The 16,817-nt window shown below is 42.1% G+C and carries 16 protein-coding genes; 14 read left to right on the top strand and 2 right to left on the bottom strand.

Going from position 1 to position 16,817, the window contains the following annotated elements; genetic code table 11:
• Positions 1-20: 20 nt before the first annotated feature.
• From ABQ275_RS14620 to ABQ275_RS14560, 13 genes are all read left to right on the top strand, one after another.
• Positions 21-1,310, top strand: a complete 1,290-nt coding sequence (locus tag ABQ275_RS14620) for a nucleotide sugar dehydrogenase (protein WP_349313883.1) — start codon at positions 21-23, stop codon at positions 1,308-1,310.
• A 32-nt stretch (positions 1,311-1,342) separates the two neighbouring features.
• Positions 1,343-2,329: an SDR family oxidoreductase gene (locus ABQ275_RS14615; protein WP_349313882.1), complete on the top strand. Its 987-nt coding sequence runs from the start codon at positions 1,343-1,345 to the stop codon at positions 2,327-2,329.
• Positions 2,330-2,354: 25 nt separating this feature from the next.
• A complete protein-coding gene (locus ABQ275_RS14610) occupies positions 2,355-3,500 on the top strand; it encodes a glycosyltransferase (RefSeq protein WP_349313881.1) in 1,146 nt (381 codons plus the stop codon).
• A 36-nt stretch (positions 3,501-3,536) separates the two neighbouring features.
• Positions 3,537-4,844, top strand: coding sequence for a flippase (locus ABQ275_RS14605; RefSeq protein WP_349313880.1), 1,308 nt, complete (start codon positions 3,537-3,539; stop codon positions 4,842-4,844).
• A 35-nt stretch (positions 4,845-4,879) separates the two neighbouring features.
• On the top strand, positions 4,880-6,127 hold the full coding sequence (locus ABQ275_RS14600; protein WP_349313879.1) for a hypothetical protein: 1,248 nt from the start codon (positions 4,880-4,882) through the stop codon (positions 6,125-6,127).
• A gap of 68 nt (positions 6,128-6,195) precedes the next feature.
• Complete coding sequence (locus tag ABQ275_RS14595) at positions 6,196-7,437, top strand: right-handed parallel beta-helix repeat-containing protein (RefSeq protein WP_349313878.1); 1,242 nt, start codon at positions 6,196-6,198, stop codon at positions 7,435-7,437.
• Positions 7,438-7,455: 18 nt separating this feature from the next.
• Positions 7,456-8,604, top strand: coding sequence for a glycosyltransferase family 4 protein (locus tag ABQ275_RS14590; protein ID WP_349313877.1), 1,149 nt, complete (start codon positions 7,456-7,458; stop codon positions 8,602-8,604).
• The gene (locus ABQ275_RS14585) at positions 8,594-9,103 is read left to right on the top strand and encodes an acyltransferase (RefSeq protein WP_349313876.1); all 510 of its coding nucleotides are present in this window, start codon (positions 8,594-8,596) and stop codon (positions 9,101-9,103) included. The genes ABQ275_RS14590 and ABQ275_RS14585 overlap by 11 nt, the downstream gene beginning before the upstream one ends.
• The gene (locus ABQ275_RS14580; RefSeq protein WP_349313875.1) at positions 9,100-10,323 is read left to right on the top strand and encodes a glycosyltransferase family 4 protein; all 1,224 of its coding nucleotides are present in this window, start codon (positions 9,100-9,102) and stop codon (positions 10,321-10,323) included. Before ABQ275_RS14585 ends, ABQ275_RS14580 begins: the two co-directional genes overlap by 4 nt.
• The gene (locus tag ABQ275_RS14575; RefSeq protein WP_349313874.1) at positions 10,310-10,924 is read left to right on the top strand and encodes a sugar transferase; all 615 of its coding nucleotides are present in this window, start codon (positions 10,310-10,312) and stop codon (positions 10,922-10,924) included. Before ABQ275_RS14580 ends, ABQ275_RS14575 begins: the two co-directional genes overlap by 14 nt.
• A 21-nt stretch (positions 10,925-10,945) precedes the next feature.
• Positions 10,946-11,566, top strand: a complete 621-nt coding sequence (locus ABQ275_RS14570; RefSeq protein WP_349313873.1) for an acetyltransferase — start codon at positions 10,946-10,948, stop codon at positions 11,564-11,566.
• Positions 11,567-11,580: 14 nt separating this feature from the next.
• Positions 11,581-12,711 carry an aminotransferase class I/II-fold pyridoxal phosphate-dependent enzyme gene (locus ABQ275_RS14565; RefSeq protein ID WP_349313872.1) on the top strand — a complete coding sequence of 377 codons (1,131 nt, stop codon included), beginning with the start codon at positions 11,581-11,583 and terminating at the stop codon, positions 12,709-12,711.
• A 346-nt stretch (positions 12,712-13,057) separates the two neighbouring features.
• The gene (locus ABQ275_RS14560; protein WP_349313871.1) at positions 13,058-14,572 is read left to right on the top strand and encodes a gliding motility-associated C-terminal domain-containing protein; all 1,515 of its coding nucleotides are present in this window, start codon (positions 13,058-13,060) and stop codon (positions 14,570-14,572) included.
• Between the two features lie 18 nt (positions 14,573-14,590).
• On the opposite strand, the gene ABQ275_RS14555 is transcribed toward ABQ275_RS14560, so the two are convergent.
• Together ABQ275_RS14555 and ABQ275_RS14550 are read right to left on the bottom strand one after the other, a co-directional pair.
• On the bottom strand, positions 14,591-15,331 hold the full coding sequence (locus ABQ275_RS14555) for a CpsB/CapC family capsule biosynthesis tyrosine phosphatase (RefSeq protein WP_349313870.1): 741 nt from the start codon (positions 15,329-15,331) through the stop codon (positions 14,591-14,593).
• Positions 15,332-15,409: 78 nt separating this feature from the next.
• On the bottom strand, positions 15,410-15,880 hold the full coding sequence (locus ABQ275_RS14550) for a GAF domain-containing protein (RefSeq protein ID WP_349313869.1): 471 nt from the start codon (positions 15,878-15,880) through the stop codon (positions 15,410-15,412).
• 257 nt (positions 15,881-16,137) lie between these two features.
• On the opposite strand from ABQ275_RS14550, the gene idi reads away from it, so the two are divergent.
• Positions 16,138-16,677 (top strand): isopentenyl-diphosphate Delta-isomerase, encoded by a 540-nt coding sequence (gene idi / locus ABQ275_RS14545; protein WP_349313868.1) that lies wholly within the window; start codon positions 16,138-16,140, stop codon positions 16,675-16,677.
• The last annotated feature ends 140 nt before the right edge of the window (positions 16,678-16,817 follow it).

The raw sequence follows: 16,817 nt of genomic DNA, 5'->3' as shown, positions 1-16,817 counted from the left end.
GGGTTATAAACGTAATAACTATGGCTGTAGATACAAAAATTGCTATTATTGGATTAGGATATGTTGGCTTGCCTTTGGCAGTTGAATTTGCCAAAAAGTACAACACAGTAGGCTTTGATATTAATCAACAACGTATTGATGCACTTAATAACGGACATGATCATACACTCGAAGTAGCAGATAATGACCTGAAAGCAGTATTGGTAAATGATGGTGGCGCATCAACAGGACTGTTTTGCTCCAGTAACCTGGAAGATGCAAAAAGCTGTAATTATTATATCGTTACGGTACCGACACCGGTAGATAAACATAACCGCCCGGATCTTACCCCGCTTTATAGAGCTAGTGAAACCGTAGGTAAGGTATTAAAAAAAGGAGACATCGTTATTTATGAGTCCACTGTATACCCCGGTGTTACGGAAGATGAGTGTGTGCCGGTATTGGAAAAGGTTTCGGGGTTGAAATTTAATGTGGATTTTTTCGCAGGCTATTCACCTGAAAGAATTAACCCAGGCGATAAGGAACATACTGTTGCTAAAATATTGAAAATTACTTCCGGCTCTAATCCGGAAACGGCTGAAAAAGTAGATCAGCTCTATAAGGCTGTTATTACAGCCGGTACGCATAAAGCTACATCTATTAAAGTAGCAGAGGCGGCAAAGGTGATTGAAAACGCACAACGTGATATAAACATTGCCTTTGTAAACGAATTGGCGAAAATCTTTAACCGCCTTGAAATCGATACTGATGAAGTGTTGCAGGCGGCAGGTACAAAATGGAACTTTCTGAAATTCAGACCGGGATTAGTAGGTGGACATTGCATTGGCGTTGATCCTTACTATTTATCTCAAAAAGCACAGGAAGCAGGATATCATCCGGAAATTATTTTAGCGGGTCGTCGCTTGAATGATGGTATGGGAGAATATGTTGCGCATGAGGTAGTGAAATTGATGTTGAAAAAGGATATTGCTGTAAAAGGAGCTAATATCCTTGTGTTAGGCATCACCTTTAAAGAAAACTGTCCGGATGTACGCAATACAAGGGTGGTAGATATCCTCAAGACTTTAAATGAATATCAGACAAATATCACCGTGTATGATCCATGGGCCAACCCGGTGGAAGTAAAACATGAATATGGATGGAGTTCTGTAAAATCTATCGATCACGAAGCTACTTACGATGCGGTAATTCTGGCTGTGGCACATGATGAATTTAAAGACCTGGCATTTGACAAATTGTGTAAAAAGAATAAAGTGATCTACGATGTAAAGGGCATATTGCCAAAGGATCTGATCGATGCAAGATTATAATTTATAGCTGATATTCATACCATCATAAAAATATGTACGAAGTACCTTATCATTCTAAAAACTTATCTCAATCCTGTTTTTTAATAACCGGCGGGGCCGGATTTATCGGCTCCAACCTAGTGGAATATTTATTGAAATATAAAGCGAAGAAGGTGCGGGTATTGGATAATTTCTCTACGGGCGTAATGGATAATATTGCTCCCTTTTTATCTGATCCGGCTTTTGAGCTTTTTGAAGGAGATATTAGAAATATTGATGATTGCAGGAAGGCCGTGAGTGGCATTGATTATGTAGCACACCAAGCTGCATTGGGCTCTGTTCCGCGTTCTATTAATGATCCATTAACGACTAATGACGTTAATATAACGGGGTTCCTTAACATGCTGCTTGCTGCTAAGGATGCACAGGTAAAGCGTTTTATTTATGCAGCCAGTTCAAGTACTTATGGTGATCATCCAGGTTTACCCAAAGTGGAAGATACCATCGGCAACCCGATGTCGCCTTATGCAGTGACAAAATATGTGAATGAATTGTATGCAAATGTATTTTCCAGGATATACGATTTTCATACCATTGGATTAAGGTATTTCAATGTATTTGGACCGCGTCAAAACCCGAACGGTCCTTATGCTGCAGTTATTCCATTATTCATTGAAGCTGCAAAGAAAAAAGAGGCCCCCATTATTAATGGAGACGGAGAGACAAGCAGGGATTTTACTTTTGTAGAGAATGCAGTGCAAGCGAATATAAAAGCCTTGCTTTCTGATGATATTCATACCAGTGAAGTGATAAATATCGCGGCAGGTGAACGAACTACATTAAATGAATTGTGGCAACACATTTCCGGTATCTGGCATATTGATGTGGCGCCTATTTATCAGACAGAACGTAAAGGCGATGTAAAACACAGCCTTGCCAATGTTGATAAAGCCAACAGGCTGATTGGATATAGGCCGGCGTTTTCTGTTATGCAGGGACTGGCAATTGCGATGGAGTGGTATAAAAACAGAGCTGTTTAGGTAACCCGGATAAGCATACACAGATATGAGAGTATTAACAATTGTAAGCAAGCTGGACATAGGTGGAATAGAGAAAACATTACTTTCATGTTTACCTTTTCTTAATAAGGAATCTATACAATTAACAGTATGCTGCTATGCAAAGGGGGGACACCTGGAGCAGCAATATAAGGATGCTGGAACAGAGATTCTTTATTTTAAAAGGAGTAGGGTTCCGTTCTATGATGCCGTGCAACTCTATAAGATACTCAAAAGTGGTAAATACGATGTAGTACACAGCAGGTTTGGCTTCACTTCCGGCGCTTTTGCAATTGCCTGTAAATGGTTGTCAATTCCATTTATAGTATCTGTGCATAGCGAGCGGTATTTTGCTAAGCCTAAAAGGGAAGGGTCGATTGTCTTATCCGCCATCACCAGGGCCTATCTAGGTACTCATAAGTTTTTTACTCTCCGGTATGCCACCAGGATTATCGGACATTCAAAGACGAACCTGCAGTATTATACGAATAGCCAGACGGTGTCAGATAAGTTTCAGCTCATTTATAACGGCATTGATTTTTCGACGCTGGCAAGAAATTCACCTGTATTAACAGATGAAGTGAGTCGTTTTATTGCCGATAGTAAATGCACCTTTTTACACATCGGAAGTTTCCGGGAACCTAAGAACCATCTTTTTTTAATTGATTGTTTCAAGGCGCTGAATCCTATACAGGAAAAATATAAATTAATACTGGTAGGTAGCGGTTCGCTTTTTGAACAGGTAAGGCGGAAGGTAGCGGTGGAAGGACTGGAGAACTGTGTTTATTTTGCAGGAGTGGACCAGAATATTACCAGATATTTATTAAATGCTGATCTGTTTTTCTTCCCTTCCATCTATGAAGGGCTGGGGAATGTACTGATAGAAGCGCAATATATGAAGGTACCTGTATGTGCGTCCGGATTGCAACCTCACCATGAGGCTACGCATGCGTATTATCATCAGTTCTTTTTTGACCCGTATGATGTAAATGATGGGGCCGATAAGCTTAGACGGATGATAAAGACCATACGGTCGGAGGAAATAAATGATGCTGTCATTGGAGATGCACAGCAGTTTGTGTTGGATAATTTTACCATTGAACGGATGGCCGGCAATCTGGCAACTGTTTATAAAGCAATAGGTAGTAAATAACCTTTGCACTAATTATTAATTCTTTAGAGAGAAGTAGTGAAAAATTCTTTTATAAAAGATCTTGCCAGTGTTTTTAGCAGCAGGGTTGCCTCCCTAGCCCTCGGACTGGGTACCTCTATTGTAACAGCGAGGTATCTGGGACCGGAAGGAAATGGGATCAGTGCGGCGCTGCTGGTATATCCCAGCTTGTTTATGGCCATCGGGGCATTGGGGGTCCAACAGTCTACTACTTACTTTGTAGGACAGGAAAAGTATGATATAAAGGAGATCTATGGAGCGGTTTTAGCCACCTGGATCTTTACCAGTCTTTTTGGATTGATCAGCAGTTATTTCTTAATCCGGTATTTCACTAAAGGGCATTATTCGAATACATTGATCTTTTGGGCGCTGGCGGCTATTCCATTTTCGCTCTATACTACCTATAGTTCAGGTATATTTTTAGGGCAGCAGAATGTGAAAGCCTTCAACCGGATAAACTGGGTCCCTGCCATCATCAATCTGGCCTTCACTTTTTTATTCCTGGCAGTATTTAAGCTGGGTGTAGCTGGGTCGATGGCCGCTACTTTTTTAGGGGTGTTTTTTCTTTCATTCCTGGTGGTTATCAATATAAGAAAAATTATTCCGGTAAGACCCCGGTTTAACTGGACTATTATTAAGGGCTTGTTAAGCCTTGGCGTTATATATGCAGGTACTACGTTGGTAGCAAGCCTTAATTATAAAGTAGATGTGGTATTGCTTGAAAAATGGTCCAATGCATATGAGCTGGGGATTTATTCCAAGGGTGCCGTGTTGGTAGAAATGCTGTGGCAGATACCTGCGATATTAAGTACGATCATCTTTTCCAGGAGCGCAGGGGCTAAAGATCCCAAGGAGTTTTCTTTGAAGGTTTGCCGCTTGTTACGCTTTGCACTGATCCTGATATTGGTGATTGCCATATTATTCTATTGCCTGTCTGATTTTGTGATCAATCTGATGTACGGGTCGGCATTTGCAGAAAGTTCGCATGTATTGAAGATATTGATGCCAGGTGTGTTATTAATGATTATTTACAAAGTACTGTATATGGATATAGCAGGGAGAGGTAAGCCGTGGATGTCTATGGAAGCTATGATACCGGCGGTTATTGCCAATGTGGTACTCAACTATTTCTGGATACCAAAGTATGGGGCAAGTGGTTCAGCAATGGCTTCAACGGTGAGTTATTCCATCGCTGCACTGGTCTTTCTGGTTCTTTATTCGATGCACACCCGTATCCCTGTTAAAAAAATATTTGCGTATACCAGGGAAGACAAAGATTTTGCGCTGGCGATCGTTACGAAGTTTAAAAAGAAAATTTACAGATAACCGGTGCGGAGCGGTATTGGTATAATCAGTAGCTTATGGTGAAAGCGTTTGATATAAATAGAAGGAAGTACAAACCCATTGCAATGGCATTGGCAGTAGTACTGTTGATTTCCTGTTCTCCTTTCTTTAGCATGGGTGGGAATGCTGGCTACCTGATCCTGGGATCTACCGGTCTTTACTTTTTATTGTTTGCAAACAGTTTGGCTCAGAAACAGGCGCGCTTAACCAATCTGAACCTGAATTATTTCATTATTTCTCTCCTGCTGTTATTGTACCTGTTCTTCCCGATTCGTCAATACGACAGGTTGGTGGTAGCGGTTGTATGGTTAGTGGTTTTTTTAACGGTGCTCATGTTGGATACGGCCATCCTACTTTTGGCTGCCAGGTATTTTGCAAATATCATTTTTGTCATTTCGTTATTGGCACTTGCGATATTTGTAATAAAACTGATTGGCATTGATCTTCCTTATTACCCGTACGAAACCGGAGCCACTGGGTCAAAGGCTTTATTCTTTGTATACCCCGGCACCGCTGTGCTTCAAGGACAGGAATACACCATATTTGGACGCTCATTATTCAGGGTGAGCGGAATTTTCTCTGAGCCGGGGCACTTCGGTGTTATTGCGGCTATTGTATTATTCATGAATCCTGATATTTTAAGTAAACGAAAAAGGAATGTTATTTTTTGTGCAGCATTGCTGACGCTTTCCATGGGTTTTTTTGTGCTGATAGCAGGCTTGCTTGTATATAGATTCAGGTTTTCCCACAAGCAGGTAGTAGGGCTGATTGTCCTGGCTGTGATGGCTTTTGTGGTAATATCAATATTGCCTGCAGACTTTCTGGATCGCTTTTTTCTGAACAAAGTAAGTAGTTCTTCCGATGTATTGGACGCAAGAACTTCCGCTGAGTTTTCCCGCTTTTACGATAACTATACACGGTATGGCCTCAATTTTTTTGGTGGTGGACGAACGATTACGGAAAACTTCAATGTCACTTCTTCTGATTACCGCTCTTTTTTATTGAAGTATGGCATAGTAGGTATGGCCTTGTATCTCGTGTGGTTCCTGGTAATCACTTATGGACGTAAACAAAAATATGTGTTGTTGTCTTTCTTCTTTTTCCTGGTAGTTTTTGTACACAGGTCCTGGTTGGTGGATTACCTGATCTTTTTGTTCGCCGTTTATTTCATTCCGTTGTCATATGAATTGACCATTAAAAAGCACACTAAAACTAAATATAATCCAGTTTATAGTAATGGCAGCCTGCAAATGTATCCTGTATAAAGGATGCATTGTAAAACAAGAATACTGATTGTGAAAGACCTATTGTTAACAGCATAAATGTTAGAATAATGACCATATTGAAATCTGGAATTCTTTTCAGTTGTCTTTTCATGCTTGCCATGTCATGCAACAGCCAGGGCGGGGATATTAACTATAATGGTAAGCCGTTTGTTTTTACCGGTTTACCCGCGCAATACATGCCACAGATGCCAGCAGCGATATTGGCTGAAGCTAATGCAGCCGCAAAGAAAGCATTTGATCTCACTACCTTATTACCCGCTGGTTATAAAAAGGATGGTTCTGTTGACTATACTTCTTATTTGCAAAATGGCCTGGATAAAAACAGAGATGTTGTTTTTCCTGATTTTCCGGTACTGATCAGTGAAAAGGGTTTAACCGTGAGTAGTAATTCCAATCTTTATTTCCGGTCGGGTTCTAAAATAATAATGAAACCCAATAATCTGGAGACGTTCGAGATAATCCGGCTCCACGGTGTAAATAATGTAAACATCTACAATGCCTGCCTGATCGGTGACCGGAAAGGCCATACCGGTAAAACGGGCGAGCATGGAATGGGCATTGCCATCAGATCATCCAGGGATATTAATCTCTATAGTCCCAGGATTTCAGAATGCTGGGGCGATGGTATTTATATCGGATGGCGTACCAGGCAGGTGGTAGATGACCACTACATCCCCAGTGACAATGTGAATATTTACAATGGACTTATAGATTTTAACCGGAGAAATGGTATCTCCATTGTTTGTGGCAGAAATATTAAGATCAGTAAAACTGTAATTGCTAATACCTACGGCACACTTCCCATGAGCGGAATAGATATTGAGCCGAATGAACCAAAGGATATCATTAACAATATTCAGATTGATAGTCTTACCACTTTTAACAATGCCCGTGATGGGATCTTGATTGTACTGACACGCTTACCCAGCGCCGCTAATAATGTGAATACCAATATAGTTATTAAGGATCATCTTGATGACAGGTCCTATGGTGCCATGAGAATTGGTTCAGGATTCAGAAGGGGAGACCGTGAATTAACGGGGCAGATCAAGGTGATCAATCCGGTATGGAAAAACAACGAAATGCCATTCAGATACAGGAGTAATTACCAGATGTTGCCCGCGACAGAGTTGAAAAATGTGAAAATTGAAAACAATGCTAGCAGTAATATGGCTAAAGGAGCCGTGAATACTTTCAGCACACCTGTGAAAAATGTAAATAATCAGGATGCGTTGAAAAAGATAAAGACAGCATTGAGCAAAGAAAGTAAAATTAAGATAGAAGAGTAATAAATCAAGAGGAAAACTATGACGAAGCTGCTTGTACATGCCTGGGTAGTGCATAAAGAGATGGCAACCTATTATTTGCCTTATACGCACTGGGTGTATTTGAAGGAGATTGTAAAATACTACGATGAGGTTTGTTTAATGTCCCCTACAAAAGTATGCGATGAAAATAGCAGCAATGGTCTGATGTCTCTAGCATGTTTTGATAATGTGAAAGTATACGAGCTGCCTTATTCTTCCAGTTATGTTGGTGCAATACCGCATGTAGGCGCTTATATAAAAGCATATAAAGCACTACAGGGATATGATGAAGTATATGCCCGTTACCCGGTTCCTTTTGGCTGGTTAGGGAAATTTTATTTTAAAAGAAAGAAGCGGATCGTTCACTTCGTGGGGGATCCGGTAGATGCTGCCAGAACAAATCCCAACTTCAGCCGCATGAAGAAGTTTATTATGATTTCTCTTTTTATGCCCGAACATTCAGCGTATATGTGGGCTTGCAAAGGCGCAAGTGTATTTACAAATGGGCATCACCTGAAAGAGAAGCTGGTCAGAAGTGGCATTAAAGCTGAAGCTGTTATTTCCTCCACTTTAAATGAAGGGGATTTTTACCTGAAAGATCAGTCGCAGATGAAGCAGGATGCTCCCCGGTTACTGTATGTGGGGTATCTGCGTAAAGCAAAAGGAGTGGAGACGGTGATCAGGTCTTTTCACAAAGTACAGGGGCAATATCCGGGTGCCACACTAACAATTGTTGGTTCTGGTGAATTTGAGCAGGAACTGAAAGCACTCGCTACTCAGTTGGGGTTGAATCCATATATCGATTTCGCAGGCCATATTGATAACCGGGAAAAGTTAAACAATATGTTGAGAAGCCATGATGTTTTTTGCTTTGCCAGTCTGTCGGAAGGCTCTCCCAGAGTGATCCTGGAAGCCATGGCCAATAGCTTGGTAGTAGTGAGCACCCCCGTTGGTTCTTTACCCAATGTATTTGAAAATGAACATGATATCCTGTTCGCCGGATTCAATGATGATGAAGGGTTTTATAAACAGATCGATGCGTTAGTAAAAGATAATCGCCTTACACAGCAGCTTAGCAGTAATGCTTATAATAAGGTGAAAGATTTTACGATAGAAGGATTTATTAAAAAGATATTCCATGAAGGTTAAGTTATCCATACTGTATTCCTGGCTGGTGAAGGTCAGTACTTTACTACTGCCTAATATACCTTTATTCATGCGGTTTAGAGGGTTTTTATACTCGCTGATGATGAAAGGTTGCGGGCGCAATTTTCAGGTTACTTCTACTGCTGTTTTGAATTCACTGACCGGGTTGAAAGTGGGGGATCATGTTTACATAGCGCATAATACAGTTGTCATTGGCCTTGATATTGAAATAGGAGATGAGGTGTTGATAGGTCCCAACTGCATTATTTCTTCTGGGAATCATACTTTTTTAAACAATTCCTATCGTTTTGGGAAATCATTGAGGCGGCCGGTTAAAATTGGATCTGGTGCGTGGATAGCCGGAAACTGTGCTGTGCTGGGTGGAAGTATTTTGCCTCCTAGATCTGTTCTGGGTGCTGGTTCTGTGCTAAATAAGAAGTATGAGGCGGCAGATAGTTTGTATGGGGGTACACCGGCGTTATTCATAAAAGAAATGCGATGAGAATACTTTATATACATCAATATTTTACGTTACCCAGTTCGTCTGGCGGAACCAGGTCATATGACCTGGCGAAGCAGTTTACAATAGCGGGGCATAAAGTTATTGTTGTGACTACAAGTTCCTTCCTGAAGGGCTTCGATTTTAAGGACGCCTGGACAGTGATAGAGCAGGAGGGAATAGAATTACACGTTTTAAATCTAGAGTATAGTAATAAAATGAGTTTTGCCAAACGGGCGCTTACGTTTGTAAAGTTTGTGGCAAAATCTTCTTTAAGGGTATTGAAAATTAAAAGTGATGTAGTGCTGGCTACTTCCACACCCATTACCATAGCAGTGCCGGCAATGGTCAAGAAATCCTTACAGGGAGTGCCTTATATTTTTGAGGTGCGCGACGTATGGCCGGAAGTACCTGTGGCCATGGGTATTATCAGCAACAAACTGCTCGTGAAATTGTTGAATGCATTTGAAAAGCGCATCTACAAAAATGCCGCACATATTGTTCCACTGTCCGACGATATGAAAAGATCGATTGAAGAAAGAACGACCGTATCTGTAAAGAAATTATCTGTCATTCCAAATATCTCAGAAGTATTGCGCTTCGATTCATTCGATACTAACAAAAGTATCCTGGCCGGGCTGTTGGGATTTACACCTGTCAAAACCGTACTGTATGCAGGAACACTTGGTATGGTCAATGGGTTGAGATACCTCGTAGATCTGGCGACCCATCTCAAAACAATAGACAGTAGTATAAAGTTTATTGTATTTGGAGACGGTATGGAGAAGGCATCACTAATGAAATATGCACTGGAGAATAAGGTGTTAAACAGTACTCTTTTCTTTTTTGATCCTGTTCCTAAATCGCAACTCGCCCAGCTATATTATGAAAGTACGGTGGCAAGTTCTTTTGTTATTCCAATTCCGGAGTTATGGGCCAACTCCGCTAATAAGTTCTTTGACTGCCTGGCGGCGGGACGCCCGATACTGATTAACCATCGAGGTTGGCAGGCAGCAGTAATTGAAAAAGAAGATGTTGGTTTTGTGATGGATTATCAGGTAGATAATTTACAGCAGGAAGCCAGGCGTTTTGCTGATTATATAAATAACAAATCATTGTTGAAGGCGCAGCAGATAAGAGCGCGGGCGCTCGCACAGCGAAGCTATTCCCTGGATATTGCTGTGGGCAGCTATTTAAAAATACTGGACAATGTTGTATCGTAAATATTTTAAAGGAGCATTGGATGTATTGATAGCATTCGTTGCATGCACCATTTTATTACCGGTCTTCATCGCAATAGGCATTTTATTGTTTATCGCAAACAGTGGTAACCCGTTTTTTTTGCAGGCGAGGCCAGGTAAGAATAACCGGATATTTAAAGTAATCAAGTACAAAACAATGAATGATAAGCGGGATACCAAGGGTGAATTGCTACCTGATGAGCAGCGCCTGACAGTCATAGGAAGTTTTGTACGTAAAACATCCCTGGATGAAATTCCTCAGTTGATCAATGTGCTGAAAGGGGATATGAGTCTTATCGGTCCGCGCCCCTTGCTGGTGGACTATTTGAATCTGTATTCCGAAACCCAGGGAAGACGGCACGAAGTGAAACCAGGCATTACAGGATGGGCCCAGGTAAATGGTAGAAATGCGATCAGCTGGAATCAAAAGTTTGAACTGGATGTGTGGTATGTAGATCATGTAAGTTTTTTACTGGATGTTAAAATTGTGATGATGACTTTTATAAAAGTTTTTAAGTCAGAAGGAATTACACAGAAGGGACATGTATCAACGGAAAGGTTCAGGGGAGAGGCCAATGCATAATAGTACTAAAACAGGCTACTGATGAAATACACAGCAACGTTTATATACGGTGCCAGCGGGCATGGAAAAGTTATTATAGAAATACTGGAAGCAAATGGTATGGAAATCGGCGGCGTATTTGATGATAGTATGAGCGTAACCACTTTACTGGACTATCCCGTAGCTGGTTTTGACCCACTTAAAGTCAATGGCACCGCGCAGCTGATTATATCTATCGGAAATAACCGAGTGCGGAAAAAAATTGCAAGTGAATTACAGGTGACTTTTGGGAAAGCTATACATCCTGCTGCCAACATTTCCCCCAGATGTACAATTGACGAAGGAACAGTAGTGATGGCCGGTGTAACGGTCAACAGCCATGTGCAGATAGGGAGGCATGTTATCATCAATACAAATGCAGTGGTTGATCATGATTGTTTGCTGGAGGATTATGTGCATATCTCCCCTGGTGTGGCACTGGCCGGAAATGTGCAGGTAAGGGAGGGGACGCATGTGGGTATTGGTGCCACTGTTATTCAGGGAATAAAAATTGGCCGGTGGTGTACCATCGGTGCCGGTGCAGTGATCAGAAAGGATGTACCTGATTATGGTGTAGTAGTTGGTAATCCGGGTAGAATAATAAAATATAATACACAGGAATAAAATATTTGTCAATTATGAATGAAAAGATATGGCTCTCCTCTCCACATATGGGAGAAAGTGAAAGGAAATACGTAACAGCTGCATTCGATACTAACTGGATTGCACCTTTGGGTCCTAATGTAGATGGTTTTGAAAAGGACCTGGAACTGTATACCGGTGCTTCGCATGTTGCGGCATTGTCGTCAGGTACAGGCGCTTTACATCTCGCATTAATTCTTGCAGGTGTGGAAGCAGGGGATGAAATTATTTGCCAGAGCATGACTTTTTCTGCGTCTGCTAATCCTATCGCTTATCTGGGTGCTATACCTGTTTTTATTGATAGCGAAATGGATACCTGGAATATGGATCCTGTTTTACTGGAACAAGCTATTCAGGAACGGATAGCGAAAGGCAAAAAACCGAAGGCTATTATTCCTGTTCATTTGTATGGGATGCCTGCAAAAATGGAGGAGATTCTTACGATTGCCAACAAATATGACATCGCTGTTATTGAAGATGCGGCGGAAGCCTTGGGATCAACCTATAATGACCAGTCCTGCGGCACCTTTGGCACTTTTGGTATTCTTAGCTTTAATGGGAACAAAATAATAACAACCAGTGGTGGTGGTGCATTGGTTGGCAGTGATAAGGCTGCAATGGAAAAGGCCCGTTTTCTGGCAACCCAGGCCCGTGATCCTGCGCCTCATTATGAGCATAGCCAGATAGGGTATAATTACAGGATGAGTAATGTTTGTGCCGGTATAGGAAGGGGTCAGATGGAAGTCCTGGATGAGAGAGTCAGGCAGCGACGAGCCAATTACCGGCACTACGAGGAGCAACTGGCTTTATTACCAGGGGTGCAGTTTGTGGATGAAAAGGCAGGTGCTTTCAGTAACAGGTGGTTAAGCACCGTGCTGATTGATCCTGTGAAAAGCGGTGGTATCAGCCGTGAAACAGTGCGGCTGGCATTGGAAAAACAGAATATTGAATCAAGACCATTATGGAAACCCATGCATATGCAACCGGTTTTTTCCGGCGCACCAGCTTATGTGAACGGGGTGTCTGCAAAACTTTTTGAAGACGGTTTGTGCCTACCCAGTGGCTCTAATCTCACCCCTCAGCAATTGCATGCTACGACTGCTATTGTTAAAGCTTTATGGGCTTAGCGGGCTAATATTTTTACTTAATTTACTTAACAGCAACGATCTCCGGTCAGGAGGCCGTTGCTGTTCTTTTATGAAACGCAACCAGTCACCCTGTATTCCTGTCGGCATGTAATATCTTACCTCACTCCATGTTTACTATAAGATAATCTGTAAAATCTATTTAAATGTGTAAATTATAAAATGTATTTTTATCTAATTAGTAGATGTAAATAAATATTATTATTTATAATAAATATATTGTATCTTTTTCAGAAGCTTAGTAGCATATTAAGCGTTAGCAGATTTATCCTTATACTATTCTATGATGATGGCGAGAAACCTATTTAGGGGGATTGTGCATTGTACTATGCCGTTTTTTTTGGTAACCGTATTTAATATCCATCTTTTTGCGCAGGATATTGAAATCAAAAACCCTTCACTGGAAGGACCTCCAAGGGCCGCTGCTGCTCCTCCTTCCTGGTATATTATCAATAATTCTCCGGATATCCAACCTGGCTGTTGTAGTGTATCACAGCCTGCATCTGATGGGGATACATACATTGGTATGATCAGCAGTAGTGAATGGGCAGAAGGGGTCTCTCAAAAACTCAGTAAAGAAATTATCGCAGGCAAAACATATTCATTTTCGATGGACCTGGCGTATCCTCCCGTATACTTCGGAAACAAAATATGTGATGGCGCTTTCATAATATATGGAGGTGATGCCATAGGAGGGAAAAATGAGATATTATGGAAATCCGATCTGTTTTTTCATACCGGCTGGAGAAGATATACCGCCATATTTACAGCCACAAGGAATTATAAATTTATCTCCCTGTGTTCTTATTTCACTTCCAGCTGTACTGATGGAAAATTTTCTGCAGTGTTGGTAGACAATCTTTCACTGGTTATCCGGGAGATTCCACGAATTGTACTCACCGTGCAGAATACCTGTAAAGGAACCAATACTGGAAGCGCCAGTGTAGCCGTTTTAGGAGGTCCGGAACCATATACTTTCAATTGGGCGCCGGGCGGACAAACAACCAATCAAATCAATAACCTGCCAGCCGGCAATCATGAAGTAATGGTAACCGGGGCCAATGGCGCCATGGCTACAGCAGCGGTAACCATAAGAGAAACAATACTGCAGCATGAGGTGACGGTATCATCATCGCCCTGCAATGGTGACGAACAAAATAAAATTATACTCAATACTACCGGTGGGGCGCCACCATACCGCTATTATTTAAATGATGCGCCCCAGCCCAGCTATACCGCTACTTTTAAGGCATTGCGTCCCGGAAATTATGCGGTGGTTGTGAAAGATGATCATGGATGCGAAGATAAAATACAAAACATTCAACTGACAGAGCCTCCACCTTTACAGATCGCTGCCGTCAGCAAAAAGGATATCAGTTGCAACGAAACAACAGACGGCCGCATTGCACTGGACATAACCGGTGGAACGACCCCTTACTCGTATAGCCTGGAACCGGGTAACTGGCAGCCGGATAGTGTATGGAAGCAGCTGGATGTAGGGAGATATTATTTCCAGGTGAAAGATAAAAATGACTGCCTTGTCCGGGGATCTGCTGAAATATTGAAACACCAGCGGGATTGCGCCGTATTTGTACCTACGGCATTCAGTCCGAATGGCGATGGGAAGAATGACCTATTCCGGGCAAAAGTGCATGATGACATCAGCCAATACAGGCTGGTGGTGTATAATCGCTGGGGAACGCCTGTCTTTCAAAGTAACGACCCCCGGGCTGCCTGGGACGGGAATCAGCAGCCGGCCGGAAGTTATGTGTGGGTACTTACTTATACTGATAGTAAGAAACAGGGACGTAAAGAACTGGGTAACCTGGTATTAGTCAGATAGTATTCAGGAGATATCCTGTTATAATTGCCTATTCTGAAAAGGATATTTCTCCAACAGGTTCCGCAACTTTTTATTTTTACCAATAGCAATTATGGCCTGCATATGTTTTTCATGATGCAGATCCGTGCCGATGAGGTCCACGAGTTGTGCGTCCAGTAGTTTCTCCGCCATATGCTGTACATGCTTGCCGTAGTAACCGGTAAATGAAAGGAGATTTACTTGCAACAAACACCCCTGGCTTTTCAGTTGCTTGTAGGTGTCCATATCAGCATGTAGATAGGCATAGCGTTCCGGGTGGGCAAGCACCGGCTGATAGCCCCCCGCCTGCAGCTCAAACAGCCACTGATGTAACTGTGGTGGTGCCGCCATAAAAGAGATCTCTACCAATACCAGGTTGCCGGTGAGGGTAAGGAGCGGATGTTGCATCAGTGCTTCAAACTGTTCATCCATATAATATTCTGCAGCAAACTGAAACGGAATGCTGATGTTTTTTGCCGTCAATGCTTCACTTACCTGTTCATATGGCCCTGTTAATGTTTGCACCGAATTGGGATAGCGGTCCATCATAACGTGCGGGGTAGTGATAATTTTTTTGATCCCCATGGCATGCAGTTGCTCAATAAAATGTACAGCGGTAGCAGTTTCCTGTACGCCGTCATCAATAGCGGGCAGCAGATGTGAGTGGATGTCTGTTTCCATGAATGCCAGTACAGGAGCAAGCTGGTTATCGTCCTTATGTCGGTTGCGAAAAAAAAGCATAGCAGGTTTCTCTAATGGTTAGCAATTTATAGTAAGCGATGGATAGATAGTTTTCATGTCGTTCGCTGTCGCCTATTGCTACATAATCAGTGCCACAATTTCTTCCAGGAATTTTTTATCTGTTTCATCAAAATGGGCGAGGTATTCACTGTCTGCATCCAGTATTGCTTTTACCACTCCTTCCCGGATAATGGGCACAACAATTTCAGATTTTGATAAACTGCTGCAGGCAATATGTCCCGGAAATTTTTCCACATCCGGTACGATGAGCGTAGTGGCCTGTGCCCAGCTGCTTCCACAAACACCCCTGTTCCTACGGATACGGGTACACGCAACGGGCCCCTGAAAAGGGCCGAGTACAAGTTCATCGGCTTTAACCAGGTAGAATCCCACCCAGAACCAGCCAAACTGCTCTTTCAGCGCAGCAGATACGTTGGCCATATTAGCAATCAGGTCGGATTCTCCTTCCAGCAACCCTTTAATTTGTGGGATCAGTGATGTATATTGTGTGGCCTTATCGCCTTGTATAATGTGTAAGTCTTCTGCCATAAAATCCGGTATTCCCTGCAAAAATACCAATGATTTATGTGATTCATATAAATCAACTGAATCCGGTCTTTTTTGCTACAGGAACATGACAATTTTAATGCAGATTTTATCCGTTATTATTGTATATTTATTTCAATAGCCATTAAAGTGAAAAGGTTAACCGCTCAGCCCATTGAAATCTTATGCGAAAGGATATTAATATCATTCATCCTTTTTTCTACATGCCAAAAAGTTAATTAAAATATCTTTGTTATACTATGAATCTACCCGAAGTAATATTGGTAAATGAATCCGACGTAGCTATTGGCACAATGGAAAAAATGGAAGCACACCGTAAAGGCTTATTGCACCGGGCCTTTTCTGTATTCATTATGAATGATGCCGGTGATATTTTATTACAACAAAGGGCATTGGATAAATACCATTCCCCTGGTTTGTGGACCAATGCCTGTTGCAGTCACCAGGTACCCGGCGAAACCACAGAAGCCGCTGCACACCGCCGTTTGCAGGAAGAGCTGGGATTCGATTGTCCACTGCACGAAATATTCTCATTCACTTACAGGACAGCATTTGATAATGGTCTTACCGAACACGAATACGACCACGTGTTAATGGGGACCTACAATGGAACAATAAACCCCGACAGATCGGAAGTAAATGATTACCGGTATTTGTCTGCCAACCGGATACTGGAATTAATGGAACAGGAACCGGCAAGGTTTACCAGCTGGTTTCGCCTTGCATTACCCAAAGTTTTACAACATCTGATTAAGCCCGTAATTGTCGCTGGCGCGTAATCTGCCCCTTTTTTTGCTGGCCGGCAATTACTGTTAACCGGATTGTATTGATTTAACGATTTACTATGCCACCTAGTCTGGCCAGGACCTCTTATACCTGCCAGCATTTTTCCGGGTAACGCCCGGTTTTACCTATGTCA

This window comes from Chitinophaga sp. MM2321, from assembly GCF_964033635.1.
Classification (GTDB): domain Bacteria; phylum Bacteroidota; class Bacteroidia; order Chitinophagales; family Chitinophagaceae; genus Chitinophaga.
This window is presented reverse-complemented; position numbering and strand designations above follow the sequence as displayed.